The sequence below is a fragment of the Amycolatopsis sp. NPDC102522 genome, from assembly GCF_055584485.1.
The window spans coordinates 69,681-95,253 of record NZ_JBVJLY010000008.1; the positions used below are offsets into that span (position 1 = coordinate 69,681).

31 protein-coding genes and 2 pseudogenes are annotated in these 25,573 nt (G+C 68.1%); 16 read left to right on the forward strand and 17 right to left on the reverse strand.

Translation table 11 applies throughout. From position 1 onward, the window contains the following. Positions 1-65: 65 nt before the first annotated feature. Positions 66-1,550, reverse strand: coding sequence for an MFS transporter (locus ACZ6YV_RS20390; protein WP_465511090.1), 1,485 nt, complete (start codon positions 1,548-1,550; stop codon positions 66-68). Positions 1,551-1,642: 92 nt separating this feature from the next. Beyond that, positions 1,643-2,782 (reverse strand): 3-hydroxy-9,10-secoandrosta-1,3,5(10)-triene-9,17-dione monooxygenase oxygenase subunit, encoded by a 1,140-nt coding sequence (gene hsaA / locus ACZ6YV_RS20395; RefSeq protein ID WP_465511091.1) that lies wholly within the window; start codon positions 2,780-2,782, stop codon positions 1,643-1,645. Positions 2,783-2,882: 100 nt separating this feature from the next. Here hsaA and ACZ6YV_RS20400 point away from each other — a divergent pair, with 100 nt between their 5' ends. The 6 genes and pseudogenes from ACZ6YV_RS20400 (at position 2,883) to ACZ6YV_RS20425 (ending at position 6,536) form a co-directional block, all read left to right on the forward strand. Then, positions 2,883-4,022 carry a Rieske 2Fe-2S domain-containing protein gene (locus ACZ6YV_RS20400; RefSeq protein WP_465511092.1) on the forward strand — a complete coding sequence of 380 codons (1,140 nt, stop codon included), beginning with the start codon at positions 2,883-2,885 and terminating at the stop codon, positions 4,020-4,022. Further along, positions 4,019-4,297, forward strand: a complete 279-nt coding sequence (locus tag ACZ6YV_RS20405) for a ferredoxin (RefSeq protein WP_465511093.1) — start codon at positions 4,019-4,021, stop codon at positions 4,295-4,297. Before ACZ6YV_RS20400 ends, ACZ6YV_RS20405 begins: the two co-directional genes overlap by 4 nt. Next, a complete protein-coding gene (locus ACZ6YV_RS20410) occupies positions 4,297-5,088 on the forward strand; it encodes an SDR family NAD(P)-dependent oxidoreductase (RefSeq protein ID WP_465511094.1) in 792 nt (263 codons plus the stop codon). The genes ACZ6YV_RS20405 and ACZ6YV_RS20410 overlap by 1 nt, the downstream gene beginning before the upstream one ends. 95 nt (positions 5,089-5,183) lie before the next feature. Beyond that, positions 5,184-5,399, forward strand: a pseudogene (locus ACZ6YV_RS20415) (DUF6444 domain-containing protein); the annotation flags it as partial. Positions 5,400-5,542: 143 nt separating this feature from the next. Next, positions 5,543-5,677, forward strand: a pseudogene (locus ACZ6YV_RS20420) (hypothetical protein); the annotation flags it as partial. 313 nt (positions 5,678-5,990) lie between these two features. Beyond that, the gene (locus ACZ6YV_RS20425) at positions 5,991-6,536 is read left to right on the forward strand and encodes an SUKH-3 domain-containing protein (RefSeq protein WP_465511324.1); all 546 of its coding nucleotides are present in this window, start codon (positions 5,991-5,993) and stop codon (positions 6,534-6,536) included. Positions 6,537-6,773: 237 nt separating this feature from the next. Here the strand turns inward: ACZ6YV_RS20425 and ACZ6YV_RS20430 are convergent, their stop codons facing one another. Beyond that, on the reverse strand, positions 6,774-7,073 hold the full coding sequence (locus ACZ6YV_RS20430; RefSeq protein ID WP_465511325.1) for an integrase core domain-containing protein: 300 nt from the start codon (positions 7,071-7,073) through the stop codon (positions 6,774-6,776). Between the two features lie 54 nt (positions 7,074-7,127). Here ACZ6YV_RS20430 and ACZ6YV_RS20435 point away from each other — a divergent pair, with 54 nt between their 5' ends. Beyond that, positions 7,128-7,478, forward strand: coding sequence for an IS3 family transposase (locus tag ACZ6YV_RS20435; RefSeq protein WP_465511095.1), 351 nt, complete (start codon positions 7,128-7,130; stop codon positions 7,476-7,478). Between the two features lie 4 nt (positions 7,479-7,482). Further along, positions 7,483-8,031, forward strand: a complete 549-nt coding sequence (locus ACZ6YV_RS20440; protein WP_465511326.1) for an IS3 family transposase — start codon at positions 7,483-7,485, stop codon at positions 8,029-8,031. An 82-nt stretch (positions 8,032-8,113) separates the two neighbouring features. Here ACZ6YV_RS20440 and ACZ6YV_RS20445 read toward each other — a convergent pair whose 3' ends face one another. The 5 genes from ACZ6YV_RS20445 to ACZ6YV_RS20465 form a co-directional block, all read right to left on the reverse strand. Beyond that, positions 8,114-9,040: a VOC family protein gene (locus ACZ6YV_RS20445; protein ID WP_465511096.1), complete on the reverse strand. Its 927-nt coding sequence runs from the start codon at positions 9,038-9,040 to the stop codon at positions 8,114-8,116. 10 nt (positions 9,041-9,050) lie between these two features. Continuing rightward, the gene (locus ACZ6YV_RS20450) at positions 9,051-10,235 is read right to left on the reverse strand and encodes an acyl-CoA dehydrogenase family protein (protein ID WP_465511097.1); all 1,185 of its coding nucleotides are present in this window, start codon (positions 10,233-10,235) and stop codon (positions 9,051-9,053) included. 82 nt (positions 10,236-10,317) lie between these two features. Continuing rightward, complete coding sequence (locus tag ACZ6YV_RS20455) at positions 10,318-11,307, reverse strand: 2Fe-2S iron-sulfur cluster-binding protein (protein WP_465511098.1); 990 nt, start codon at positions 11,305-11,307, stop codon at positions 10,318-10,320. A gap of 3 nt (positions 11,308-11,310) precedes the next feature. Next, complete coding sequence (locus ACZ6YV_RS20460) at positions 11,311-12,957, reverse strand: FAD-binding protein (RefSeq protein WP_465511099.1); 1,647 nt, start codon at positions 12,955-12,957, stop codon at positions 11,311-11,313. A gap of 4 nt (positions 12,958-12,961) precedes the next feature. After that, a complete protein-coding gene (locus ACZ6YV_RS20465) occupies positions 12,962-13,822 on the reverse strand; it encodes an alpha/beta fold hydrolase (RefSeq protein ID WP_465511100.1) in 861 nt (286 codons plus the stop codon). 117 nt (positions 13,823-13,939) lie between these two features. Between ACZ6YV_RS20465 and ACZ6YV_RS20470 the strand changes: the two genes are divergently transcribed. Beyond that, positions 13,940-14,485, forward strand: coding sequence for a flavin reductase family protein (locus ACZ6YV_RS20470; RefSeq protein ID WP_465511101.1), 546 nt, complete (start codon positions 13,940-13,942; stop codon positions 14,483-14,485). A gap of 7 nt (positions 14,486-14,492) precedes the next feature. On the opposite strand, the gene ACZ6YV_RS20475 is transcribed toward ACZ6YV_RS20470, so the two are convergent. Further along, positions 14,493-15,311 carry an IclR family transcriptional regulator gene (locus ACZ6YV_RS20475; RefSeq protein WP_465511102.1) on the reverse strand — a complete coding sequence of 273 codons (819 nt, stop codon included), beginning with the start codon at positions 15,309-15,311 and terminating at the stop codon, positions 14,493-14,495. Between the two features lie 145 nt (positions 15,312-15,456). Between ACZ6YV_RS20475 and ACZ6YV_RS20480 the strand changes: the two genes are divergently transcribed. Both ACZ6YV_RS20480 and ACZ6YV_RS20485 read left to right on the forward strand, forming a co-directional pair. Beyond that, on the forward strand, positions 15,457-16,308 hold the full coding sequence (locus ACZ6YV_RS20480; RefSeq protein WP_465511103.1) for a TIGR03619 family F420-dependent LLM class oxidoreductase: 852 nt from the start codon (positions 15,457-15,459) through the stop codon (positions 16,306-16,308). Then, a complete protein-coding gene (locus tag ACZ6YV_RS20485) occupies positions 16,305-16,778 on the forward strand; it encodes a nuclear transport factor 2 family protein (protein WP_465511104.1) in 474 nt (157 codons plus the stop codon). Before ACZ6YV_RS20480 ends, ACZ6YV_RS20485 begins: the two co-directional genes overlap by 4 nt. Here ACZ6YV_RS20485 and ACZ6YV_RS20490 read toward each other — a convergent pair. Both ACZ6YV_RS20490 and ACZ6YV_RS20495 read right to left on the reverse strand, forming a co-directional pair. Beyond that, positions 16,775-17,545, reverse strand: a complete 771-nt coding sequence (locus ACZ6YV_RS20490; RefSeq protein WP_465511105.1) for an SDR family oxidoreductase — start codon at positions 17,543-17,545, stop codon at positions 16,775-16,777. The two genes, ACZ6YV_RS20485 and ACZ6YV_RS20490, sit on opposite strands and share 4 nt — an antisense overlap. A 69-nt stretch (positions 17,546-17,614) precedes the next feature. Then, a complete protein-coding gene (locus ACZ6YV_RS20495) occupies positions 17,615-18,064 on the reverse strand; it encodes an anthrone oxygenase family protein (protein WP_465511106.1) in 450 nt (149 codons plus the stop codon). Positions 18,065-18,155: 91 nt separating this feature from the next. Between ACZ6YV_RS20495 and ACZ6YV_RS20500 the strand changes: the two genes are divergently transcribed. Further along, positions 18,156-18,737: a TetR/AcrR family transcriptional regulator gene (locus tag ACZ6YV_RS20500; protein WP_465511107.1), complete on the forward strand. Its 582-nt coding sequence runs from the start codon at positions 18,156-18,158 to the stop codon at positions 18,735-18,737. On the opposite strand, the gene ACZ6YV_RS20505 is transcribed toward ACZ6YV_RS20500, so the two are convergent. Genes ACZ6YV_RS20505 through ACZ6YV_RS20515 form a run of 3 tightly spaced genes read right to left on the reverse strand, consistent with a single transcriptional unit; the run spans position 18,730 to position 20,713 of the window. Next, positions 18,730-19,809 (reverse strand): MAB_1171c family putative transporter, encoded by a 1,080-nt coding sequence (locus ACZ6YV_RS20505; protein ID WP_465511108.1) that lies wholly within the window; start codon positions 19,807-19,809, stop codon positions 18,730-18,732. The genes ACZ6YV_RS20500 and ACZ6YV_RS20505 overlap by 8 nt on opposite strands. After that, the gene (locus tag ACZ6YV_RS20510) at positions 19,806-20,288 is read right to left on the reverse strand and encodes an ImmA/IrrE family metallo-endopeptidase (protein ID WP_465511109.1); all 483 of its coding nucleotides are present in this window, start codon (positions 20,286-20,288) and stop codon (positions 19,806-19,808) included. The genes ACZ6YV_RS20505 and ACZ6YV_RS20510 overlap by 4 nt, the downstream gene beginning before the upstream one ends. Positions 20,289-20,290: 2 nt before the next feature. Beyond that, positions 20,291-20,713 (reverse strand): XRE family transcriptional regulator, encoded by a 423-nt coding sequence (locus tag ACZ6YV_RS20515; protein WP_378242136.1) that lies wholly within the window; start codon positions 20,711-20,713, stop codon positions 20,291-20,293. A gap of 157 nt (positions 20,714-20,870) precedes the next feature. On the opposite strand from ACZ6YV_RS20515, the gene ACZ6YV_RS20520 reads away from it, so the two are divergent. Together ACZ6YV_RS20520 and ACZ6YV_RS20525 are read left to right on the forward strand one after the other, a co-directional pair. After that, positions 20,871-21,137, forward strand: coding sequence for a hypothetical protein (locus tag ACZ6YV_RS20520; protein ID WP_465511110.1), 267 nt, complete (start codon positions 20,871-20,873; stop codon positions 21,135-21,137). 44 nt (positions 21,138-21,181) lie between these two features. After that, positions 21,182-21,472, forward strand: a complete 291-nt coding sequence (locus ACZ6YV_RS20525; RefSeq protein ID WP_465511111.1) for a hypothetical protein — start codon at positions 21,182-21,184, stop codon at positions 21,470-21,472. Positions 21,473-21,561: 89 nt separating this feature from the next. On the opposite strand, the gene ACZ6YV_RS20530 is transcribed toward ACZ6YV_RS20525, so the two are convergent. From ACZ6YV_RS20530 to ACZ6YV_RS20540, 3 genes are all read right to left on the reverse strand, one after another. Beyond that, positions 21,562-21,840, reverse strand: coding sequence for a hypothetical protein (locus ACZ6YV_RS20530; RefSeq protein ID WP_465511112.1), 279 nt, complete (start codon positions 21,838-21,840; stop codon positions 21,562-21,564). A 73-nt stretch (positions 21,841-21,913) separates the two neighbouring features. Further along, on the reverse strand, positions 21,914-23,149 hold the full coding sequence (locus ACZ6YV_RS20535) for an RNA polymerase sigma factor (protein ID WP_465511113.1): 1,236 nt from the start codon (positions 23,147-23,149) through the stop codon (positions 21,914-21,916). Continuing rightward, complete coding sequence (locus ACZ6YV_RS20540; protein ID WP_465511114.1) at positions 23,146-23,469, reverse strand: YciI family protein; 324 nt, start codon at positions 23,467-23,469, stop codon at positions 23,146-23,148. The genes ACZ6YV_RS20535 and ACZ6YV_RS20540 overlap by 4 nt, the downstream gene beginning before the upstream one ends. 349 nt (positions 23,470-23,818) lie before the next feature. Between ACZ6YV_RS20540 and ACZ6YV_RS20545 the strand changes: the two genes are divergently transcribed. Together ACZ6YV_RS20545 and ACZ6YV_RS20550 are read left to right on the forward strand one after the other, a co-directional pair. Further along, a complete protein-coding gene (locus tag ACZ6YV_RS20545) occupies positions 23,819-23,968 on the forward strand; it encodes a hypothetical protein (protein WP_465511115.1) in 150 nt (49 codons plus the stop codon). A gap of 57 nt (positions 23,969-24,025) precedes the next feature. Further along, entirely contained in the window at positions 24,026-25,564 is a 1,539-nt protein-coding gene (locus ACZ6YV_RS20550; protein ID WP_465511116.1) for a PucR family transcriptional regulator, read from the forward strand. The last annotated feature ends 9 nt before the right edge of the window (positions 25,565-25,573 follow it).

The window sequence follows — 25,573 nt, forward strand, 5'->3', positions numbered from 1 at the left end:
GCTCGCATGCTACCGGTGACCGGGACGGCCGTCCTTGCGAAGCGACGGCCATCCCGGCATCGTCATCAGGCTGTCTTGACCGCTTCGCCCCGCACCGCGTCGTCCTCGGTGTCCAGGCCGCCTTGTGCGGGCTGGCGGCCGTGCCGCATCACCAGCACCACCAGGACGCCGACGACACCGATGATGCCGGACACCAGGTAGGAGCTGGTGAACGCGGAATCGGCGTAGATGACGGTATGCGATCCGGGCAGCACGGTACGGACGTGCTGGGCCATCACCGATCCCGTGACAGCGGTGCCCGCCGCGGCGGCGACGAGCGCGATCACTCCGGCGATCCCGTTGCCGACGCCGCTTTCCCGCCGCGGCAACGCGTCCTGCAGCAGGTTCGCGTTGGACGAGTGCAGGAAACCGACCGCGAAACCGGCGATCACACTGGTGATGGCGACCTGCCACTGCACGGTGAACAGCCGCGAGCCGAGGAACTGCACGACCAGGAACAGGAGCCCGGCGGTCAGGAGCACGTTCCGGGCGCCGATCCGCCTCGACAGGTGACCGCCGAGCGGCCCGGCGATCATCGCCACCGCACCGAGAGGGAACGTCCACACGGCGAGTTCGAGCGCCGACAACCCGACGCCGTAACCGTTTCCGGGAACGGGCGGGGTCTGGAAGATGGTCGGGCTGCTCACGGCGTGCGCGTTCATCATGTACGAAATGAGCCCGACGGCGACCACCGTCGCCCCGAACTTCCTCCCGACGAGCAGGCGCAGATCGATCAACGGCTCCTTCGAGCGCATCTCGACGAGCACGAAGACGAACAGGACCACGAGGCCCACACCGACCAGGCCGAGGGTCGTCGGCGACGTCCAGCCCTGTTTGGCGCCTCCGCCGAGGCCCACCATCAACGCGGTCAGGCTGACGCCGAGCAGGAGGGCGCCCAGGTAGTCCATCCGGGACCGGACCCGCACCGGGCTTTCCGGCACCGTTGCCAGGAAAACCGGCAGCACCAAAGCGATGTAGACGATCAGGAACCAGAAAACGCCCTGATAGCCGAACGAATCGACCAGCCAGCCCGCCACGAACGGACCGGCGACCGCGCCCATCCCGACCCCGGTCACGACCGTGCCCAGCGCCACCGGGACCTGGCTGCGCGGCAGGATGTCCCGCACCAGGCTGTAGGACAGTGAAACGATGCCGACCAGCGGCCCCTGCAACGCCCGGCCGAGGAGCATCAGCGCGAACGAGTCCGTCACCGCGCACAGCACGCTGCCCGCCAGGAAGACAGCCGCGAGCACGGTCAGCACGCGCTTCTTGCCGAACCGGTCGCCCGCCTTCCCCGCCAGCGGCAGGACGACCGCTCCGGTGAGCGTGACGATCGAGGCCACCCACGCGACGTTCAACGTCTGGAAATGGGCGGCCATCTTGGGCAGGGCGGGGAAGACCATCAGGATCTCGAACGTGGCGACCTCCGTGAGCAGGATGATCGGCACGATCATGAGGAACAGCCGTAGCTTCGGGACCGGAACATCCTCGGAGGTGGTGTTCAGCGCCATCCTTGCTCCTTCGGGCGGGGAGGGACCAGTGGCCGGGGAGCGTAAGTCGGCTTTTCCGGCGCCGATGTGAGCCGTCCCACTCACCGGGCCGGTCAGACGAGGTTGTCCTCGACAGGGATTCCGAAGACTCCCTTGCCGTACATGGCGAGAGCGCGTTCGACGTCGTTGGCGACGTGCACCGAGCCGGCGTGCGCGTCACGCCAGGCCCGCTCGATCGGAGTGCCCCGGCGCAGCGAATTGCCTCCCGCGGTCCGGAACAGGATGTCGATCGCCGTCAGCGCGCGCTCGGTTCCGAGCACCTGGTCGCGCCGGGCTCGCAGGCGCAGTTCCTTCGGCAGTTCGAGGCCGGCGGACGCCGTCGCGTACAGCTCGTCGAGGTTGCGGTCCATCTGCAGGATCGCGGCGTCCACTTCGGACGCCACGCGGGCGACGGATACCTGTGAGTGGTGGTCCTCCGCGAACCGCCCGCCGCCCAGGCTGGTCCGCACCCGGTGCCGCATTTCCTCGGTGTAGGCGGCGAAACAACCACGCACCGCACCGATCACGGGTGCGGTGATCGCCGACGTGAAGACAGCCCCGAACGGCAGCCGGTAGAGAGGACCGTCGTTCACCTCCTGCCCCGGCCCGCGCAGCAGCGCGTGCTCGCGGTTGCGCAGAACGCGGTGCCGCGGCACGAAAGCGTCCTCGACCACGAGATCGTTGCTACCGGTGCCGCGTAGTCCCACGGTGTCCCACACATCGACCACGGTGAAGTCCTCCGCAGGGACGAGCACGGTGAGAAAGTCGCCCTCCTCGGCGATCGCGCCGAGTAATGCCCAGCCCGCGTGCGCGCATCCGGACGAGAAACTCCACCGGCCCGACAACGACCAGCCGCCGTCGACCGGGGTCAGGCGGCCGATCGGGCTGTAGGAGGAGCACAGCAGGGTGTCGGGATCCGCTCCCCAGACGTCGTCCTGCGCCTGTTCGGGGAACAACGCGAGCTGCCACGGGTGCACCCCGAGAACCGAAGCGACCCAGCCTGTCGAGCCGCAGGCCCCCGCGATCTCACGGATCACCTCGTAGAACCGGCGCGGGGCTGATTCGTGGCCGCCGTAGCGTTTCGGCTGGAGCATGCGGAAAACCCCGGTGTCGGTCAGCTCCCCGATCGTCTCGGCCGGCACTTCGCGCCGTTCGTCGGTCCGCCCGGCGCGGGCGGCGATCTCGGGCAGCAGTTCGAGCACCTCAACGTTCATCGGCCGAGGATGCGCCGCACACCGGCCGGTCGCGGTGGCCGACTTCCGATCAGCGGGACTTCGGGCTCCCGAATCCCGGCGAAGTCCGAAACTCGGGGCCATGACCGCACCGGACGAAATCCGCCGAATCGAAGCCGACGCCACCCCGACCCGCTTCGCCCGCGGCTGGCATTGCCTGGGCCTCGCCAAGGACTTCACGGACGGCGAGCCGCACCAGGTGCTCGCCTTCGGCCAGAAGCTCGTCGTCTTCGCCGGCGCGGACGGCCAGGTCAACGTGCTCGACGGCTACTGCCGTCACATGGGCGGCGACCTGTCGATGGGCACGGTGAAGGGCGACGAGATCGCGTGCCCGTTCCACGACTGGCGCTGGGGAGGCGACGGTCGGTGCAAGAAGATCCCCTACGCGCGGCGGGTGCCGCTGCGGGCCCGGACCGCGGCGTGGCCCACCCTCGTCCAGGACGGTCTTTTGTTCGTCTGGAACGACCCTGAGGGCAAACCGGCCCCGGCGGAGGTCACGATCCCGCGCATCGACGGCGCCGAGCGGGACGACTGGACCGAGTGGCACTGGTACACCACCGTCATCGAGGGCGCCAACTGCCGCGAGATCGTGGACAACCTGGTGGACATGGCCCACTTCTTCTACGTCCACTTCTCCTTTCCCACCCAGTTCAAGAACATCTTCGAAGGCCACGTCGGATGGCAGTTCCAGCAAGGGATCGGCCGGGAGGACGCGCGGCCTCGATCGAGCCAGACCGGTGGCACCCAGCTCCTGGGCAACACCAGTGTCGCCGCCTACCACGGTCCTTCGTTCATGATCGACGATCTGACTTACCACTACTCCGACGGTGACGTGCGCAGTGTGCTGATCAACTGCCACTACCCGATCAGCGCCGACTCGTTCGTGCTGCAGTACGGGATCATCGTCGAGAAGGCCGCGCATCTGGCGGACCCGGCCGCGATGGCAGCCAAGATGGGCGACTTCATCAAGATCGGGTTCGAGCAGGACGTCGCCATCTGGAAGAACAAGACACGGATCGACAACCCGCTGCTGTGCGAAGAGGACGGTCCGGTCTATCAGTTGCGCCGGTGGTACGAGCAGTTCTACGTCGACGTCGCGGACGTGACGCCGGACATGACCGACCGGTTCGAGTTCGAGATCGACACTGCCCGGCCCAACGAGGCCTGGCGAGCCGAGGTCGCGGCCAATCTCGCCGCACGCGCCGACAGCCCCGCGCGATGACGACGCGCTCCGACGAACGGCTCGCCGACACCCCGTTGCGGGAGATCGGCTGCGGAAGCTGCGGTGTGCGGGTCAAGGTGCGCAAGTCGAGCTGGGAGCAGACCAGCATCCAGTGGACGGGACCGGCGTGGGAGTCCTGCCTTGAACGGCAGGCGGCGTGTTCGGGCGTCTTCTTTCCCGGCTGTGGAGCCCTCCGCCAAACCATCACGGACGCCGCGCTGTGCGGCGACCTGCCCGTTCACGATCCTTCCGACGCTCCTGGAGGTCCGCACTGATGGTCGACCACGAGAAGTACGGACCTTGGGCAGTCATCGCCGGCGGCTCGGAGGGAGTGGGCGCCGCGTTCGCCCTGCAGCTCGCCGAAGCCGGCGTCAACCTGATGCTGATCGCCCGCAAGCCCGGGCCGCTCGACGAGTCCGCGGCCAAGGCGCGTGCCCTCGGTGTGGAGGTGCGCACACTCGCGCTGGACCTGCTGGCGTCCGGGGCCGCCGGGGAGATCGTCGCGGCGATGTCCGATGTGGACGTCGGCCTCCTCGTCCACAACGCCGGAGCGAACAGCCACGGACACGAGTTCCTCGACGGCGACTTGGCGGGGTTTCAGGGCGTCATCGACCTCAACGTCACGGTGCCGTTGGCGCTGGCCCACCACTTCGGTGCGCGGATGAAGGACCGACGGCGCGGCGGGATCCTGCTGGTCGGTTCGATGGCGGGTTACTTGGGCGCTGCTCGGCAGAGCGTGTACGGCGGAGTGAAGGCGTTCGGGCGGGTCTTCGCCGAGGGGCTGTGGCTGGAACTGCGCGATCACGGTGTCGACGTTCTCGAACTCGTGCTCGGTGTGACTCGTACGCCTTCGATGGAACGAGCCGGGCTGAACTTCGACCTTCCCGGCCTGCTGGTGGCAGAGCCCGCTGACGTGGCTCGCGAGGGGCTTCGGCATCTGGCGGATGGGCCGGTGTGGGTTGCTGGCGGTAATGACGCTGGCGTGCGGCATCGAAGTGGGGCGGACCGGGCTGGGCTGGTCTTGGCTGCTCACGAGGCGATGACGCGGTTGCTGCCGAAGGCTTGAGAGTCACGTTGGTTCTGGGTCTCGTGAGTGGTAAGCACGGGTTACTAGTCAGGTCCCTGGTCATCCGGTGATCGTCGTTCTGCGATGATCACTGGGTGTCCGGGAGTGAGCGTCCGTCGTATGACGAGCTTGCCGCGCTTGTAGCCGCGCAGGCGGAGACGATCCGGGTGTTGCAGGCCGAGGTGGAGCGGTTGACCGCGCGGGTCGGGGAGCTGGAGCGGCAGCTGAAGACCACGTCGCGGAACTCGTCGAAACCGCCGTCGCAGGACGTGTATGCCAAACCGGCGCCGAAGTCGCTGCGCCGGAAAACCGGTCGCGGGGAGCAGCATGAGACAAAGGACCACGTCTCCACGAAAGCCGGGGCGGTCCACCCGGTCACAAGTTCGCCACCGCCGACAACCGTGACGCCACCGTCACCGGCACACGGTCGTGGAGCGAAGTCCGCCGTGTTTACAACCTCACCGTCGACGGCCTCCACACGTACTACGTCGTCGCAGGCAGTATCTCGGCCCTTGTCCACAACGAAGAGCAACTAGACTGCGACGAACTCAGGAAGTTTGCGGACAAAACCGCAACGAACCCGGCGTAAAGTTTGACGTGGAGTTCACCACGACTTCCGGAGATGTCGTTCGCGATATCAATCGCGGCAAGGGTATTTCGTATCCGCAGGTCCCAAGTCAGCTTAACGATTTGTTCCGCTACCTCGGTCATCATGGGGGCTGCGCCGAGACTAGCTGTATGATTCAGGCATACGAAGGCGTCTTGAGTAGAGGTGGGACGAATGAGGACGCGTGGCGTGAAATCATGGGTGGAACGATGAGGACAATTATTAGTCGCAGCGAGATGGCTGAGGGGCGACACGGGAAGAAAGATCATGGCGACAAGGCGAGGCCGTGTGGAAAATGCGGACGAGCCATGGACTTCCTAGGTATCGAGTCGATCGGGCAGCCACAGTGAGGGTTCAAGATTTGCATCCAGATGTTCTGGCGGCGCTTCGAATGGCTGGGTGGACTCCAGGACGTCACGTGGATATGGCGGACACCGTTGAAAATCTGGTCGGTGAAGGTTATGAGCCGAATGCCCTCGCTGTCGAAGTTCTGACCAGCTTTGGTGGCCTAACCGTCGGTCCGTCGAATTGCAGTGGGCCCAACTTTGCTAATGATGAACCATTCTCGTTCGACCCGTATTCGGCGGGGGCCGGTCATCGACAGATGGCGAGTGATGTTGAGGAAGTTCTAGGTGGAAGTTTCTTCCCGATTGGCGAGTGGCTTAGCTATTCCAGTGTTTTTATGGATGCGGACGGCTGGATGGTTGCCACTGGATTCAGCTGGATCTGGGAGCTGGGTCGCACTTTCGAGTCGGGTATTGAATTGGCTGTTCTGGCCAATCGATCCCTGATATGTGTCCATTCCTATGATGGCCGCGAACCGTGGCCGCCTCGGTCATAGGTGGCTGCAGCTGATCCAAACGTCCGACTTGAGGTGTGAGCCACCTTGTGAGGCGAGTATCGGTGCTGACGGGCTGACCCCACTGCGCAGCCCGTCAGCATCGAGGTATCCATGGCAAGGCGGACGCCCCAGCGTCCTGGACCGATGTGGACCCGAGCGCACGATCAACGTCAGTTGATAGCGCGTGAGCTAAGCCCTGAGGTTCACCCCGAATGGTGGACAGGGGCTTACGAGGGTTCAGGCAGCCGTGCGTAGTGACTGCTCGAAGTTGTCGGGGCTGAGCATCCCGATGGCGGAGTGCCGCCGGATACTGTTGTAGAAAATGATCCATTTGTCAATCGCGGCAACGAGTTCTGTCTTTGTGGCGTAGGTGTGGCGGTAGTAGTGTTCGTGTTTGAACGTCGACCAGAACGATTCCGCAGGGCTGTTGTCCCAGCAGATCCCGGTCGCGCCCATCGATCGGCGCAGCCCGTGCCGGAAGCACGCCGTCGCTGTCAGGTGCGCCGTGTACTCTCCGCCGCGGTCGGAATGCAGGATCGTGCCACGACATCTGCTGCCACGCGCGCGGCCACTGCTGCGTTGATGGCGTCGGTGACCAAATGTCCGTCCATCGAGGCGGAGAACGCCGGGGCCACCGGCAACGTGAAACGTTCCTGTGAGCTACTCAAGGTCTCCCGAGCCGCCTACTACGCCCGCCGTGTCGCCGGACCGTCCGCCCGCAAGCAGCAGGACACCCAGTTGACCGAGGAGATCGCCGCGATCCACGACGAGTCGAAGGGCACCTACGGAACACCGCGGGTGCACGCTGAGCTGCGAGCTCGGGGACGGCGGCATTCCCGCAAACGCGTCGCCCGGCTGCTGCGCACCGCGGGCCTGGCCGGACGGGCCCCGAAGCGGTGGCGCCACTACTGTCGCGGACCCGGCCGCGTCTACTCCGGATGATCTGATCAAGCGGAACTTCTCCTGCGGCGTAAGCGATATCAACACCCGCTGGTGCGGGGATATCACCTACATCCACACCTGGGAAGGCTGGCTCTACCTCGCGACCGTGATCGACCTCGGTTCCCGACGAGTTGTCGGCTGGGCCACCGCGGATCACCTGCGCACCGACCTTATCGCCGAAGCGCTGAACAACGCTGTGGCGCAACGTCGCCCCGGACCTGGCGTGATCTTCCACTCCGACCGAGGCTGTCAGTACACCTCTGCCCAGTTCGGTGATCTCGCCGACGAGCATGGCGTGCGACTATCGTTGGGGCGTAAGGGACAGTGCTGGGACAACGCCGTCGCCGAATCGTTTTTCGCCACCATCAAAGCGGAACTGCTCGACCGCCGCGGCTGGCCCTCCCGCACCGTCACGCACAAGGCGATCTTCGAATACATCGAAGGCTGGTACAACACCCGCCGACTCCACTCCAGCCTCGGCTACCTCAGCCCCAACGCCTACGAAACAAGCTACCTGACGACCGAAGACACCTCCGGTCGTCAGGTAGCCTGACACCACCTCATCGACCCTGTCCGTCAAAACGGGTCAACCCCATTCGCGACACACGGACCGTTTGGCACCAAGACCAACCCGGTCAAGAAGGCGAAGCGAAAGCGGCCAACGGCTCAGACCCCGACCAGTCATGCCCCCAATACGAATCAGCCGTGATTTCCTCAGCCGTGTAGTGAGTCTCGTCCACCAACAACCCCTCGGTGCCGTACTCCAGATCCCAACCACCAGGAGCCCGCACGTAGAACGACACCATCTTGTCGTTCGTGTGCCTGCCCAGCGTCGAGGACACCGAGAAGCCGCGTTTGTTCACCTCGTCCAGCGCCCTTCCGACGGCGTCAAGGGTGTCGACCTCCACCATCAGGTGCACCAGGCCCGGCGGTTCCCCGTGCGGCGCCGGGCAGACGGCCAGGCTGTGGTGGCGCCGGTTCACGCCGAGGAACCGCACGCGGCGCGGCCGCTGCCCGTCGGGTTTCTTGTCCCCGATGCGGACAGCGCCGCGGGGCAGGAAACCCAGCACTTCGGTGTAGAAGGTGACCGTCTCGTCCATCGCCGTGGTCGGGAGCACGACATGCCCCATGCCCTGCTCCCCCGTCACGAAGGACTGCCCCCAGCCGGTGTGCACCACGTCGTGGTCGAGCACCGGCCCGAAGAAGACCTCGACGGGAGTGCCGGCCGGGTCGTCGAACAGGATCGCCGCTTCGACTCGGCGTTCGTCACACTGCGCCTGGGAAAGCTCCTTCACCGCGACACCAGCCGCCGCGACGGCTTCGGCGACGCGGGCAAGAGCGAACTGATCGCGGACTTCCCAGCCGATGGCCAGCACGCGGTCGCTGTCGCCGGGAAGCACGATCAGGCGGGCTTCGCGTTCGTCCATGCGCAGGTAGAGCCCACCGTCGATCGGGCCGGTGGTCTCCCCGAACCCGAGGGCGCCGACGGTGAGTTCCCGCCAGCGTGCGACGTCGCGGGCCTGCACCCGGAGATAGCCGAGGCCGCGGATGTCGTTCGTCATCGAGTTTCTCCTAGATCATCGAGAGCATCGGGCCGGGCGGCGGGGTGATGCCGATACCGGTCAGCGCGGCCACGTGGAACACCGCGCCCGGCACGTGGATCGCGTGCGCGAGGCCCATGTGGCCATCGCGCCAGAAACGCTGGATCGGGTTGTCCATCCGCAGGCCGTTGCCCCCGGAGCGCGCGACGACTTCGTCCATCGCCCGCACGGCCCGCCACGCGGCGGCGACCTGGGTGCGCCGGGAGGCGGCACGTTCCTCGAACGTCACTTCCTCGGCCGCGGCGGCTTTGTCGTAGAACCGGCTCGCGTTGTCCAGCAGCGCCGTCCGCGAGGCCTTGATCTCCTCGGCCGCCGCGCTGATCGCGAACAGCACGTACGGATCGTCCTTGACCTGAGTGCCGGTGATCTGGACCCGGGTCTTCTGGTACGCCAGATGGGCCGCGAGCGCGCCCTCGGCGATCCCGATCACCGCGCTGGTGATGCCGAGCGGGAACATCGTGGTGAACGGGACGTGATAGGTGGGATTGATCAGCCCGGCGTTCCGGGGCGCCGAGCCGTCGAGCATCGACGAGAACGGCACCACCCGGTAGTCCGGCACGAAGGCGTTCTCGACGACGATGTCCTTCGACCCGGTTCCGCGCAGCCCGACGACGTCCCAGGAGTCCTCGACGATCGTGTAGTCCGCGCGCGGCAGGATCACGTGGTAGTTCTGGCGCGGGGTGAGCGGTGCGCCGTCCGCGTCGCCGAGGAAACCGCCCAGGAAGATCCAGTCGCAGTGGTCGGTCCCCGAGGAGAATTGCCAACGGCCGGAGAAGACGTAGCCGCCGTCGACAGGGCGGAGAACGCCCATCGGCGCGTATGGCGAGGCGATCCAGGTTTCCTTGTCCGCGCCCCAGATCTCCTGCTGCACGCGGGAATCGCACATGGCCATTTCCCACGGGTGGACCCCGACGATGCCCGCCACCCAGCCGGTGGCGCCGTCGAGGGAGGCGATCCGCATGACCGTCTCGGCGAACTCCCGAGGATGCGCCTCGGCACCGCCGTACGTCGCCGGCTGCAGCATCCGGATCACCCCGGTGTCGCGCAGGATCGCGGCCGCGGCGTCGTCCAGCCTGCCGAGCTTCTCGTTGGACTCGCCCAGAGCGGCGATCTCCTCGGCGCGCGCCTCGACGGCGGCCAGTGCCGGGTTCGTCATGACTTGTCTCCTGACTGCATGGCGTCACGGTGTCACCGGGTCCGGGATCGGGGCCGGCCCTCTCCCGTTCACCGGGATCACCTCAGCCGTCGAAAGTGACCTGGACCGCCGGTGAGGTCGGGCGCGCCTGACAGGACAGCACCATCCCCTCGGCGAGGTCGGCGTCGTCGAGCACTTCGTTGTGTGCCAAGGCGACGGTCCCTCCCCGGAGCAAGCACGCGCAGGCGCCGCAGGAACCTTCCCGGCAGGAGTACGGCACGTCGAGCCCGGCCGCCACGGCCGCTTCGAGCAGGGTCGCCCCGGAAGGCCACTCGACCGTCGTGGTGACACCGTCGAGCCGGACCTCCAGTTCGGTCCTGTCACCGGTTCCGGCTTCGAAGGCGGCGAACGGGTCGCCGGTAAGCGACGTGAATCGCTCCAGGTTGATCCGCTCGTCCGGGAATCCGGCCGTCTGAAGGGTTTCGACGGCGAGGTCCATCAGCGCGGCGGGACCGCAGACGAACGCGTCGCGTGCGGTGTACCTCGCGACGAGCGCCTGGAGACCGCCGCGCGTCGGCAGTCCCTGGACGGATTCGAGCCAGTGCACCACGGTGAAGCGGTCCGGGAACTCGGCGGCGAGCGTGACGAGTTCGTCGCGGAAGATGACCGACTGGTCGTCCCGGTTCGCGTACATCAGCGCCACGTTCCCGGTGCCGGTGTGCAGAACGGTTTTGAGGATCGAGAGCACCGGCGTGATCCCGCTGCCACCGGCGATCAGCAGGAGATCGCGGTCCAGTCCCGCCGGGACGAACGTGCCCGCCGGGCGCAGCACGTCGAACTCAGAACCCGCGACGGCGTTGTCGCAGATCCAGTTCGACGCGTAGCCGCCGCGAGTCCTCTTCACAGTCACCTTGAGCTCGTCGTCCCGCGCGGGCGACGAGCTGAGCGAGTAGCACCGCGCCACCCCACCTGGCAGCTTCATGGTGAGGAACTGCCCTGGCCGGTAGTCCGCCTCGAAATCGAGCGGCTGGAGCACGAGCGAACGCGCGTCGGCGGTCTCGCGCACCACCTCCAGCACCCGCACCCGCGGCATGGCTCAGCCCGCCGCGGCGTGCCGCGCCGCCACGTACCCGAAGACGATCGACGGCCCGATCGTCGCACCCGGGCCCGCGTATTCGTTCGCCATCACCGAAGCGGTCGTATTGCCGGTCGCGTAGAGCCCGGCGATCTCGGTGCCGTCTTCCCGGAGCACGCGGCTGTGCTCGTCGCAGACCAGCCCGCCCTTGGTGCCCAGGTCGCCGAGCTGGATGCGCACGGCGTAGAACGGCGCCTTGTCGATCACGTCGAGATTGGGGTTCTTCAATGTGGGATCCCCGTAATACCGGTCGTGCGCGCTTTCACCGCGATGGAAGTGCTCGTCGACGCCCGCGCGGGCGAAGCCGTTGAAGCGGTCGACAGTGGCGACGAGACGATCCTCGGCGATCCCGATCTCGCGGGCCAGCGCCGCCACCGTGTCCGCCCGGTGCACCAGCCCTGACGTGTAGAACGCCTCGGGGAACGGCATTCCGGGCAGGATCTGCGCGAACGGATACCGTGCGCGCGCCTTGGCGTCCATGACACACCAGGTCTCGAAGTGCTTGCCGTCGATCTGGTCGTGCACGAAGTTGACGTACGGCGAGGCTTCGTTGGTGAAGCGCCTGCCGTCCTGGGACACGATGATCTGACCCGGGATCGCACGTTCGGACACCAGCGGGATGGTCGCGCCGCTCGGATGTTCGACGGACGGCATCCACCAGGCGTCGTCCATGAAGCCGAGGGACGCGCCCAGAGCCACGCCTGCCTGGATGCCGTCGCCGGTGTTCTCCTTGGCGCCGAGGCTGTGGTCGGCCGAGGCCCCGTCAGGCAGGTACCGCTCGCGCATAACCGGGTTGTGGTCGAATCCGCCGCAAGCGAGCAGGACCCCACGCTTCGCCCGGATGTGCTCCGTCCGTCCTTCACGGCTGATCGCGATGCCGACGACACGGCCGTCCTCGACGACGAGTTCGGTCATCGGGGTCCGCAGCCACAGCGGGATGCCGACGTCCTTGAGCGCCATCCGCAGGCGGGCGACCAGCGCCCGGCCGCCGGTGGCCATATGCCTGCGCCGCACCAGGTTCGAGGTCACCCGCCAGGCCGCGACCAGTGAAGCGCGGCGACCTTGCCAGGTGCGTTTGACCATGGCCAGGTCGTGATAGTCCTTGGCGGTGATCCAGAGCCCGAGCGGGCCCTTCATGCTGTTCGGCCGCTGGAACTCCTCGTCCGCCTTGAGCGCGCGGGTGTCGAACGGCTTCGGTTCGACCGACCTTCCGAGCGGCCTGCCGCCTTCGTGCTCGGGGTGGTAGTCGGCGTAGCCCTTGGTCCAGACGAGCTTCCACCATTTGCTCCGGCCGAGCAGTTCCATCGCCGCCGGACCGTGGTCGACATAGGCGTCGAGCCGCGCCGCGGGCACCTTGCCCTCGGTGAGGACGTCGAGGTACCGCCGGATCGACTGCCGCGAGTCGTCGTGCCCGCGCTCGCGCAGGGTCGGATTGTTCGGGATCCAGATGCCGCCCCCGGAGATACCGGTGCTGCCGCCGTATCGCGCGGCCTTCTCGACGACGACGGTGCTGAGCCCGGCGTCGTGCGCGGTCAGCGCGGCGGTCATCCCGCCACCGCCCGAGCCGACGATGACGAAGTCGTAGGTGTGGTCCCAAACCCGGGTCATCCGGTCAGTCCTTCCTGGTCAGAAACGCGAGAACGGTGCTCTCCCAGGCGGACTTCTGCTCGATCATCGCCCAGTGCCCGCAGTCGGGGAAGACGTGCAGTTCGGCGCCCGGGATGGTGCGCATCGGGACCAGCGCCATGTCCAGCGGGCTCACCCTGTCGTCCCTGCCCCAGGTGATCAGCGTCCTGGCCCGGATCTTGTGCAGCATCGCCCAGTACGGCGGCTGATCGGACCGGGCGGCGGCCGCCGCCATCGCCTCCAGGACACCTCGCCCGTACATCTTCTTCGCGGCGGCGAGCGTGCCCGGCTCGGTGGCCTGGGACCAGCGCTCCTCGATGAGTTCGTCGGTGACCAGCGCCTGATCGTGCACCATGGAACGCAGCCACTGCACCAGCCGCTCACGCGTCGGGTTCTCGGTGAACTCGACGAGCAGGTTGATCCCTTCGGCGGGGCCCGGGCTGAACAGGGCGCGCCCCATCCCGCCGATGGTCACCAGCCGTCGGACCCGGTCCGGCTGCGCGATCGCCGTCCGGGTGGCCACGATGCCGCCCATCGAGTTCCCGATGACGTCGACTTCGGCCAGCCCCAGTCCGTCCAGGAACCGCCCGACAGCGCCGGACGCGGCGGTCATCGGCGGCTCCCCGGTCGGGTCGCTGACCCCGAATCCGGGGAATTCCAGGACCAGGCAACGGAAATGTGCCGCGAGGGCCGGGAGGTTGCCGCGGAAGTTGCGCCAGCCGGTCACGCCGGGGCCGGAGCCGTGCAGCAACAGCAACGGCGGCCCGTCCCCGGCTTCGTGGTATCTCAGCACGCCCTGTTCGGTCGAAAGCTCCCGCAGCGTGCTCTCGTAGGTCAGCTCACTCACCGGGCCACCGTAGGAATCCTTTGCGCGGCAACGGTGCCGTGATCCCGATGACCGGGAGCGATTCACTGAGCGGGACGACGACGGCGCGGTCGCGGCGGGCCGTCCTACCGTCGGCCCATGAGCAGCACGATCCACACGAGTGAGCCCAGCCCGGCCGAGATGCGCCGCGCGATGGGTGGTTTCGCGACCGGGGTCACGGTGGTGACCGGCCTGCACGAAGCCGAACCGGTCGGGTTCGCGTGCCAGTCTTTCGCGTCCGTTTCGCTCGACCCTCCGCTGGTCCTGCTCTGCGCCGACCATCGCGGCCGCGCCTGGCCGAGGATCCGCGCCGCGGGCCGGTTCACCGTGCATGTGCTCGCCGAGGAACAAGGCGAACTGTGCGCCCGCTTCGGTTCGCGGAACGGGCGGAAGTATGACGGTCTGGAGTGGACGGTCTCGAAGTGGGACACCCCCGCGCTGGCGGGGGTACTGCTCCGGGTGCACGCGGAGGTCCACACGGTGCACGAAGCGGGCGACCACGACGTCGTGGTGGGCCGGGTGCTGGAACTGGAGACGCTCGACGGCGATCGCCCGATGCTCTTCTTCCGCGGTGGCTTCGGCGTGCACAGCGCACACGAACGGGTCGCCCCGGCCCGGTGGGGCTGGGGCGACCACTGGGGCTGAATCCGGCTCAGCAAGCAGCCCGGACGGCGCCGGTACGACGTCCGGGCCGTCCGGGGAACAGCAGGGCCGAAACCCGATGCGTGGCGTACGCGACCAGCGGGGCGAGCCGCTCCAACGGCGCCTTCAGGTCACCTACCAAGGAGATCGCGCCGACGGGTCCCTCCGGACCGTGCACGGCGGCGGCGACACAAGCGATGCCCGGAAAGCATTCTCCCCGCTCGAAAGCGACCCCGCCTCGATCCCGGATCCGGTTCAGTTCCTGGTGCAGTACACCGAGATCCGCGATGCTGTGCGCGGTGCGGGCGGCGGGCCGGGCACCGACGAGGTCGTCCACGTTCTCGGCGGGAAGCGCGGCGAGCATCGCCTTGCCCAGCGCGGTCGAGGACGCCGGGGCGTGGCCGCCGACCCGGGACGGCACGGTGGTCGCGGTCCGGCCGCCGAGTTTGTCCAGGTACTGCACCCTGCACTCGTCCAGGACGGCGAGGTGCACGGTCATCCCGGTCCGCACCATCAGTTCGTGTACCAGCGGAGCGGCTGAAGCCCGCAGTTCGCCGTGCGCGTACTCGTCCCCGCCGAGGTGCAGCGCCCGGCGGCCGAGTGAATACCCGAGGCTCGAATGGTCCAGCCAGTTCAGGGTGACCAGCTGGTCGAGGATCCGGTGCGCGGTCGACCTCGGCAGCCGTGTCGCCCGGGCGACGTCCTCCAGCGTGAGGCGTGCGAAGCGGCCCGGGAAGGCGTCGAGGATGAGCGTCATCCGCTCGACCATCGACGGCGGCAGCGGGTCGCGATGGTCCGTTCCAGGCGCTTCGACGGTGGTGACGCTCATCGCGAACCTCCTAAAACTGAAATGAATTCTAGATGGAGATTAGCAGCCGTCCGACCTGGAGCGAAAGAGCAGAACTGAAATTCATTCTTCCGCTGAGCGGGACCGTCTCCCCACGTCCGACCCGCGCGCGGTTCACTGCGGTCCCATGAAGATCGGCATCGTCAGCCCGGTGGTCACCGCGGTCCCCGGCGTCGCTTCGGCATGGGAACGCGGCGCGGGCATCGACGAACTGGCGCGGATCGCCGAGACCGCCGACGACCTCGGCTTCCACCACCTCACCTGCAGCGAGCACGTGGCCGTCCCGGCCGACGTGGCGGCGGTCCGCGGCACGACCTACTGGGATCCGTTGGCCACCTTCGGCTTTCTCGCCGCGCGCACCCGCCGGATCCGGCTCGCGACCCAGGTCCTCGTCCTCGGCTATCACCACCCGCTCGCGATCGCCAAGCGCTACGGCACGCTCGACGTGGTGAGCGGCGGCCGGCTCGTGCTCGGACTCGGCGTGGGCAGCCTCGAAGAGGAGTTCGGCCTTCTGGGCGCGCCGTTCGCCGGCCGCGGCGCACGGGCCGACGAGGCGATCGCCGCCCTTCGCGCCGGTATGTCCCGGCGCCTGCCCGAATTTCACGGCGCGCACTACGACTACGCCGATTTCGTGGTCGAGCCCCACGCGGTGCAGCCGCGGGTGCCGCTGTGGGTCGGCGGCCGGACTGTTCGCTCCTTGCGCCGCGCCATCACCTTCGGCGACGGCTGGGTTCCGTTCGGACTGAGCAACGACGAAGCGGCGCGTTTCCTCGCCGACGTCGAACGTCCGCCCGGGTTCGACGTCGTTCTCGGAGCAGGCCGCCCGGTCGACCCGATCGGCGATCCCGGCGGCACCGCCCGGCGACTGGAGCGGGCCGTCGCCGCGGGCGCCACGATCGTCAGCACGAGCGTCGCGGCGCGCGACGCCGAGCATTACCGCGAACAACTGGCCGCGTTGGCCGGATTGGCGAGCCGATGACCGAAGAACGTCTGGCCGCGCTCGAAGCGCGGTTGAACAAGCTTGAGGACGAGGCCGCGATCCGCCGCCTGATCGCCTCCTACGGACCGCTCGTGGACAGTGGCGCCGCCGATGAAGTGGCCGCGCTCTGGACCACGAACGGGTGCTACGACGTCGACGAGATCTTCCTCGACGGCCAGGCGGCGATCTCCGCCATGGTGCGTTCGGCCGGTCATCAGCGCTGGATCCGAGGCGGCTGCGCGCATTTCGTAGGGCCGCCCCACGTGACGATCAAGGGAGACGACGCCGTCGCCGTCTGCCATTCGCTGATGATCGTGCACGAGGACGGGCGCTTCGTCGTACGCCGGGCCACCGCCAACCACTGGCGCCTGCGTCGCGAGGAAAACGGCTGGGCGGTCACGGTTCGCACCAACCGCGTCCTCGACGGACGCCCGGAATCACCGGCGCTTCTCCGCCAGGCCGGGGACTAGCTGTTCGGGGTGTGCTGCAGGAAGGCCGGCCACTCCCCGCCGCCGTCGACGTTCAGCACCGCGCCGGTCACATGGCTCGCCAACGGTGAAGCGAGGAACAGGCAGACCCGGCCGATCTCGGCCGGAGTCGCGAACCGCCCTCTCGGGATGGTCCGCGCGACCGACTCGCGCTGCGCGGGATCGCCGTAGTGATCCGTGGAACCGGGCGTTTCCACCAGTCCGCAGCTGACCGCGTTCACCCGCACCTCGGGGGCCCACTCGACCCCCAGGCTGCCCGTCAGGCTTTCCAGCGCCGCTTTCGCCGCGCCGTACACCGCGGTTCCCGGACTCGGACGGCGCGCCGAGATCGAAGTGATGTTGACGACGGAAGACTCCGCCGTCGTCCGGAGCAGCGGGTATGCCGCGTGGAGCACGTGCGCGGCCGCCATGAAGTTGAGGTCGCTGATCTTCTGATGGAACCGCGGAGACGCGTCGGCGAACTGCGCGAACGGCGCGCCTCCGGCGTTGTTGACCACGACGTCGACCCGTCCGTGCCGCTCGCCGACCACATGGAGCCACCGCTGGACCTCTTCGGCCTCGCGGACGTCCACCCGCTCGAACCGAGGACGGCGACCGTCGACCTCGCGAAGCTCCTCGGGCGCCGTGCGACCGCAGATCTCGATCTCCGCGCCCGCCTCGAGGAAGGTCGCCACGATGCCGTCGCCGACACCGCGCGCTCCCCCGGTGACCAGGACGACCCGGCCTGCCATGTCGAAGCTGACGGGCACGCTGCTCTCCTCTCGGCGATGAGGGGAGCGTAGCAGAACCAAGCAAACGCTAGGTTGTCACCACGATCTCTAGGCGGCGACAGCGGTGACCAGCAGGGCGAAGGCGGCGATGATCACGGCGACGCGGGCGTAGTGGAAACGATCCCAGCGGTTCATCTGCTCCTTCCAGTCCTCGGGCCGGTTCTCGGGGGTCCACGCCTTGCTCCGGTTGTTGATCGGGACGAGCAGCAGGATCGACATGAGCACGCTCACGATCAGGAGCGCGGCGGCGATGACGACGAGACCGGCGCCGGGTCGATGCCAGCCGGCGATGGCCCAGACGGCACTCAGGATGAGCGAGCCGATGTACCAGAACGGCATCACGGCGCCGAGCATCCGGCCTCCGTGGGCGCGGCCGAGTTGACCACTGTCCTCGGGGAGTCCGTTGAAGATCCGGTTCATGACGAAGGCGACGGAGAACTCCACCCCCACCATCAGGCCGACGACCACGACGGTGAAGACCTCGAGTGCGCTGAGCATGCTGACCTCTCCTGAAATCTAGTGTTGCTAGGTGATGAGGCAACGCTAGTACTACTACCGCTCGCTTGTCTAGCAGTGCTAGGATCCAGTCATGTCGGTACAGGAACGCAAGCAGCGCGAACGAGCGGAACGAGAGCGGCTCATCGTGGCGACGGCCCGTGAACTCGCCGAGCAGCAGGGCTGGGACGCGGTCACCACCCGCCGGCTCGCCGAACGCATCGACTACAGCCAGCCCGTGCTCTACAGCCATTTCCGTGGCAAGCGCGAGATCATCGGCGCCGTCGCCCTCGAAGGTGCCTCCGAGATGGCCGCGGCGCTGCGGGCCGAGACAGCCGCCATGGACACCCCTCGCGCCCGGGTCACCGCCCTCGCTCGCGGCTACCTCGACTTCGCCGTGCGCAACCCGGCGGTCTACGACGCCATGTTCCAGCTCGACGGTGGCCTGGCGTTCGCGCAGGAAGACACCCCGGAGCAGCTGAAGGACGCCTTCGCGGCCCTACTGGAAAGCCTCGCCGAGGTCGCCGGGGACGGCGTCCACCCGGGGGTGTTCACCGAGGTGTTCTGGGCGGCCCTGCACGGGCTGGCCACCTTGTCCAAGGCGGGACGGCTGCCACCGGAGTACGCCGAGCAGAGGGTGGAGCTGCTGGTGGACAGGCTCGCCAAGATCACCTGACCTCCGCCACCGCGCGGTCCCGCACCTCCCGTACGACGAGGGAGTTCTTGAACGCGGACGACACAGCGCTCAGCCAGGCGCTTTCGTCCCGCATTCCGGTGTGGGCCTCGTCCGGTGCGGCCGGTCGCTGCGGCCAGCTCCGGCCGGCTTCGCGCATCACCAGCGCCGCCGCGAGTTCGGCGGCGGCGCGCGTGGGTTCGTCGACAGGGGTGCGCAGCCACTCCCCGAGGTGCGGCGGGACGTGCGCCCGCAACGCCAGGAGGCCGTCCCGGATCTCGATCACCCGGCGGTACAGCTTGAACTCGATGTCGTGGCGCACGGGCAGGGCGATCTGCGGATGGGCGGCGACGAGTTCTTTCCACAGCGGTGTCACCGCCCGGATCCTCCGCCACGCGCGCGCCAGCCGGAGAGCGCCGTCCCAGGTGGTGAACAGCCCACCGAGGACCCACAGCACCATCGCGCAGAGTCCGAGAAGGCGGGCGTTCGGCAGGAAGTCGAGGTCCGCGAGGTCGGTGATCTCCAGCCACAGCGAGGGAAGCCCGGAGAACAGCACCCATCCGATGGTCACGACGGCGGCGCAGACGAGGATCCGCAGACCGGTCCGGAACGTCCCTCGTGGACGGCCCGCGGCGCTGCGGGCCAGGGTGCGGATGAACATGACCAGGCATGTGACCGCGTACGCCGTGAGGACCACCTGATACGCGACGATGCTCCAGCGCCATTGGAACCCGGAGGTGCCCGCCTCGAACCGATGTGGGGCGAAGTCCAGATAGCACAGGACCATCAGCGCCCAGCACAGCACGATCGGCCAGAACGCCGTCGGCTTTTCCGGGGACCGCGTACTGCGGACCAGCTGCACCAGCGCGCGCATCGCGAGCAGTTGCAGCGCGTTGGTGACCAGCCGCGGGAGCAGGTCGTCGCCGAGTAACCGGACCGTGGCGTCGGCGGAGACGGCGAGGCCTGCCGCCATGCCGAGGAAGAACGTGGCCAGGTGTCTCGGCCCGGTGCGAACCGCCATCAGCCGGGCGAGGCCGATCAGGGCCAGCAGCCCGGCGGACAGGTAACTGATCATGAACCGAGGGCGTGGCGCAGCCGATCGGATCCGGGACCGGTGCTCACCGCGCGGCGCATGAGCAACGACGCGACGAGTTCGGCCTCCTTCTCCTGCTCCTGCGCGTAGGTCGTACGGCCGAGCACCCGGCGGACCAGGTCCACCGACAGGCTGGGCGTGACCATCGCGGCGACCGTCTCCGGCAGCATCTCGCCTTCGACGTGCCCGCACAGCAGATGACCGAGTTCGTGCAGCAGGATGTGCCGCTGGTGCAGCGGAGACGTGTCCCGCGTGTAGAAGACGTAGTCCGCTCGATCGGTCGCCGCGAGCACCCCGCAAGGCGCTCCCGGCCGCGCGTCGAGCGCGACCAGTTCGATGGGCCGCCCCCGCATCGCCGCGACCTCACCGAACAACGTGGTGACGTCGAACGGATCCGGTAGTCGCACGGCGGACGCGATCCGCTCGCATCTGCGCCAGAGCGCGCTCTTCCTGCCGAACATGGCTACTCCCCCTGGTCCCGCTTGGACTCGCGCCGACTGATCGCCTCGACGATGTCGGCCACGGTCCCGAGCCCCTCCTCGGACAGCGTCACCGCGCGCAACGCCAGGTTGCGCACCGCGTTGTTGCGCAACGCTCCCAGCAATTCGATCTCTTCGGCAAGGGCCCTCCCCTGTTCGTCGTCGAAGAAGTACGCGGGCGGGACCTGGAAGAACCCCGCGAGCGCTTCGAGGTGCCGCTTGGTCGGGTTGTCCCTGCGCCCCGTCCGCAGTTGCCAGAGGTAGGCGGCGGAGAACGACTCACCGGTGCTCTCCCGGCAGGCCCGCGCCACTTCCTCGTGACTGTGCTGCTCTCCGTTGGGCCGCCGGACCACCTGGAAGAGGCGGTCGATCCGGCTGGTGAGCGTGGTCGCCCGTGGTTCGGTCATCATCACGTCCGTAAGCTGAAATGAATGCCAGCCGGTTTCCCATTCATCTGGGATTGACAACCGCGAAGGCGCTCCCCTAACCTCCTCCACGTTAGCTGAGATGAATGACCAAGGGGAGTCAGTCAATGTTGGCTGACGTCCTGGAGGGGGAGTTCTCATGAAGAAATTGCTGACCGCAGCGGCCCTGGCGGTGGCCGCGGTGACCCTGTCGGCGCCGCCGGCTTTCGCCGTGGAGACCGGAGACTTCCACGGCAGCGGCATCGGCCCGTATCCGGCGGACGCCGTCGCGTCGGCGGAACGCGTCGCCCGCACCTTCGCGCGCAACACGGGCTGGCTGGACTCGCAGTGTTACCGGCGCAGCTTCGACGTCCGGTCGCAGATGGGCTACTACAGCGCGTCGGTCTGGCTCTACTGCCAGCGCTGACGCCGCCGTCCACCGCACCAGCCGAAAACCAGGGAGAGGGAAGCATGACCAGAACGATTGCCCGCACCACGGGGGCCGCGGTCCTCGCAGGGCTCATGACACTCGTGCCGACGGTGGCGAGTGCCTCGACGAGCGTCCAGGAGACCCGCGCGTTCACCGGGACGACCGTCGAGAAGACGGCGGCGTCGGCCAAGCGGACGGCGTTGCAGCAGGCCTATGACCACGCGTCCGTTTACGGGTACACGCCCGATCAGTGCGTGACCATCCACCTCTACTCGGTGAAGATCAGCTTCGTGATGTACCGCGGTGAAGCCGGGATCCACTGTACGAAGTAGACCGTGGGGCTCCGAAAAGGACACGGCCCGGGGCGGCGACCGATCATCTGGTCGCCGCCCCGGACCGCAGTTTGTTCGAGGCCCGGAGCTCAGCTCCGCAGATCGACGTAAGCGACGGCCGCCTGTCCGGAAAGCACCACGTAGGCGTGCGTGCCGTCCTGGGTGACCGCGATGCCGCCGTCGCGCGAGATGGTGAGCGATGTCGGGTAGTCGCCGCCGAAGACGGTCTTCGTCAGGGTCTCCGAAGCCGTGTCGATGACCTTCTTGCCGTCCGGGCTGATCGCGACGGCTTCCGGATACTTGCCGGTCGACACCAGCGCTGTCGGATCGGCCGCGTTCGCGGCACCGGCGGACACGCCGAGCAGCACGGCGAAGCCGCGCCACCCCAGTTGACGAACCGAACCTATCGGACGGACAGGACAGTCCACCAGAGGATCCCGGTCACCGCAGTTGGTCGCGGCGCCGGATCAGATATGCGGTCTCCGCGGTGTTGCCCGCCAGGTCGATGGCCTTGTCGTAGGCCGCTCGTGACTCCTGACCCCGGGCGAGCCGGCGCAGCAGATCGGCACGGGTGGCGTGAAACGGGTGATAGCCGGCCAACCTGTCCTCAAGGCGATCGACGGCCGCCAATGCCACCTCCGGGCCGTCGAGCTCGGCGACCGCGATCGCCCGGTTCAGGGCGACGATCGGCGAGGAGTCGAGGCGGACGAGCTGGTCGTAGAGGGCGAGGACCTGCGACCAATCGGTGTCGCGGATGTCGCGGGCGGAGGTGTGCACGGCGTTGATCGCGGCGAGGATCTGGTAGCGACCCGGAGCCACCCCGCCGGCGGCAGCGGTGAGCCGTTCGCGCACCAGCCCGTGGCCCTCGGCGATCAGCGTCGCGTCCCAGGCACCACGGTCCTGCTCGTCGAGGGCGACCAGTTCGCCGCTGCCCGAGACCCGGGCGGGGCGGCGGGCCTCGGTGAGGAGCATCAGCGCCAGCAGCCCGGCCACCTCGCCGTCGTCCGGCAGGAGGACCCGGATCAGGCGGGTGAGCCGGATCGCCTCGGCGGTCAGGTCGTGACGCAGCGGATCGGTGTCGGCGCCGGTGGCCAGATAGCCCTCGTTGAACACGAGGAAGAGGGCGGTGAGCACGCTGGAGACACGCGTCGGGAGATCCTCGGCGGACGGCACGCGATAAGGGATGCGAGCCGCCTTGATCTTGGCCTTCGCCCGGGTGATCCGCTGCCCCATGGCGCTCTCGGCCACCAGGAAGGCGCGGGCGATCTCGGGCACGGTCAGCCCGCCGACCAGGCGCAGCGTCAACGCGACCCGGGCTTCCATCGCCAGGGCAGGGTGACAGCAGGTGAAGATCAGCCGGAGCCTGTCGTCGTCGATGACGCCAAGAGACTCGGCCGGGCTGTCGTCGTACACCATCCGAGCCTCCTTCTGCTTGTCGTCGCGTTTGTTCTCGCGCCGGATCCGGTCGAGGGCCTTGCGGTTGGCGGTGGTGGTCAGCCAGGCGCCGGGATTCGGCGGCACACCGTCGGCCGGCCACCGCTCGACGGCGGTCGCGAACGCTTCGGCGGCCGACTCCTCGGCGATGTCGAGGTCACCGAAACGCCTGGTCAGGGCCGCGACCACCCGGGCCCACTCTTCGTGGTGGACACGGGCGATCGCGTCGTCGACGTCGCTCACCGGAACGGTCGCACCTCGATCTTGCGATCGCAGACCTTCGACGCCTCGGTGGCGAGCTTCAGCGCCACGTCCAGATCGGGGGCCTCCCACACCCAGACGCCGGCGAGGTACTCCTTCGACTCCACGAAAGGCCCGTCGCTGAACACCGCCTGCTCCCCGCGGTTGTCGACGACCGTGGCCGCACCGGTGTCCGCGAGCCCGCCCGCGAAAACCCAGTAGCCCTCGGCGATCAGTCGTTCGTTGAACGCGCTGATGGCAGGCTGCCTGTCCGTGCTGCCGGGATTACTCTTGTCATCGATCACGGAAACCAGATACTGCATCGGAAGATCCTCTCCTGTGGTGTCAAGACACTCGGCCGGTCAGGGCGTGGTCGTCAGCTTCATCTCCACTACGAACACGATCGCCCCGATCCGACACCACCTCACGGATTTTTTTGAAGATCTTCCACGACGACGTGGGCCTCTGTTCAGTCAGCCGTCAGGCCGGCCGCCGAGTCCAGCCTCGCCTGGTGCAGCGCCACGCGCTGCGGGTGCTCCTGGTCGACGACAACTAGGAGCTCGCCGACACGTGCGCCGTCCTTCTGAGACAACGCGGCGACGAAGTCACGGTGGCCACGACGGGCGAACAGGTACTGGCGACCGCCCTGCGGACCCCGTTCGATCTGGTCCTGTGCGACCTGGCGCTGGGCTGATCGCGCTGTCCGGCTTCAGCCAGGCCGCGGATCGCGACCGCAGCCGCGTGGCGGGTTTCGACGCGCACCTCTCCAAGCCGCTGGATCTGGCGGAGCTGGACCGGCTGCTTCGGACACCGCGACGATAAGACGAGGGCCGGTGCCTTCCGCGTCGGATTCCGCGCGGATGGAGTAAGAACGAGCCCATGGTGACGCTGGATCGGCTCGTGAACGTCCTCGGTGGATACGGGGCACGGCTGTGCTGCTGCCCCGTATCGCGCGAGGTGGCGTTGAGCGATGTGGTGATGCACGACGCCGCCGACCCGCGCGATCCGCGCGGGGATGTCTTCCTCGCCGTCGGGACGGACTCGATCACCACGGCCGTCGAGCTGGCCGCGGCGGCGCAGGCGTCGGTCGTCCTGGTCCGCGGGTCACTGCCACTGGACCCGGAAGCGGTCGCACGTGCGGAGAGCGGCGGTGTCGCGGTGCTGCTGGTGGAGCCGGACGTATCCTGGGGCCAGCTCGCCGGCGTCGTCTACGGGCTCGTGCTGGAAGGCAGGGAGACCGAGTCGGGTCGCGGGCCGACCGACCTGTTCGCGCTGGCCGACAGCCTGGCGGACGCGCTCGGCAGCGCGGTGACCATCGAGGACCGGCTCTCGCGGGTCCTGGCCTACTCCAGCCGCCAGCACCAGGCCGACCGGGCGCGACTGGAGACGATCCTGGGCAGGCGTGTGCCGGAGCCGGTCCGCGAGCTGTTCGAGCGCCGGGGTGTGTTCGGGCACCTCGCCGGATCCGATGAGCCGTTGTTCGTCGAAGGCGATCCCGAACACGGGCTGACCGGGCGCATGGTGGTCGCGGTCCGCGCGGGCAGGGAGGCGCTGGGCTCGATCTGGGTGGAATGCGATCAGCCGCTGACCGACGTCCGGCGCGCGGTGCTGCGGGACAGTTCGCGCACGGTCGGCCTGCATCTGCTGCGCTCCCGGGCGAGTGCGGATCTGGAGCGGCAGGTCGAATCCGATCTGGTGATCCGGCTGCTGGAGGGCACCCCGGACGCGGCGGCCGTGCTCAGCAGGCTCGGCCTGCCTCCCGGCCGGTTCCGGGTGATCGCGTTGCAGGCCCACATCCGCGACGAGCGCCATGCCGCGCTCCTGCTCGCGTTCGACCGGGCGACCACCGGTTTCGGCTGGTCACGTCCGGGTCGCAGCACATTGTTCAGCAACACCGTCTACACCGTCTTGCCCGGGGACGAGGTCGCGGCGGCCAGGGCTTGGGTCGGTTCGATCCGCGAGGCGCTGCCCGGTCAGGTGACGATGCTGGCCGGGATCGGGGCGGGTGCGGTGTCTTCGGAGCTACCGGCGAGCAGGCGGGAAGCCGACGAGTGCCTCGCGCTGCACGACGTGCGGCCCGGCACGAAATCCGCGATCGCCTACGACGAGGCTTGGGACGACATCCTGGTGCAGCGGCTGCGGGCCGCCGCGGCGTCCGGCCGGGCACCAGCCCGTGGCCCGATCACCGAGTTGCGGCACCACGACACCGCGAACGCCACCAGTTACGTCGCGACCCTGCGGGCCTGGCTCGAGGCGCAAGGGGATCTCGCGGAGGCCGCCGAGCGGCTGGACGTGCACCCCAACACGATCCGCTACCGGCTGCGGAAGATGGCCGAAGTGACCGAACTCCGGCTCGACCAGCCCGCGAAACGACTGGCGATGATCATCGAACTGGCCGTATCCGACCCAGCCCCTTGACCGTTCCGG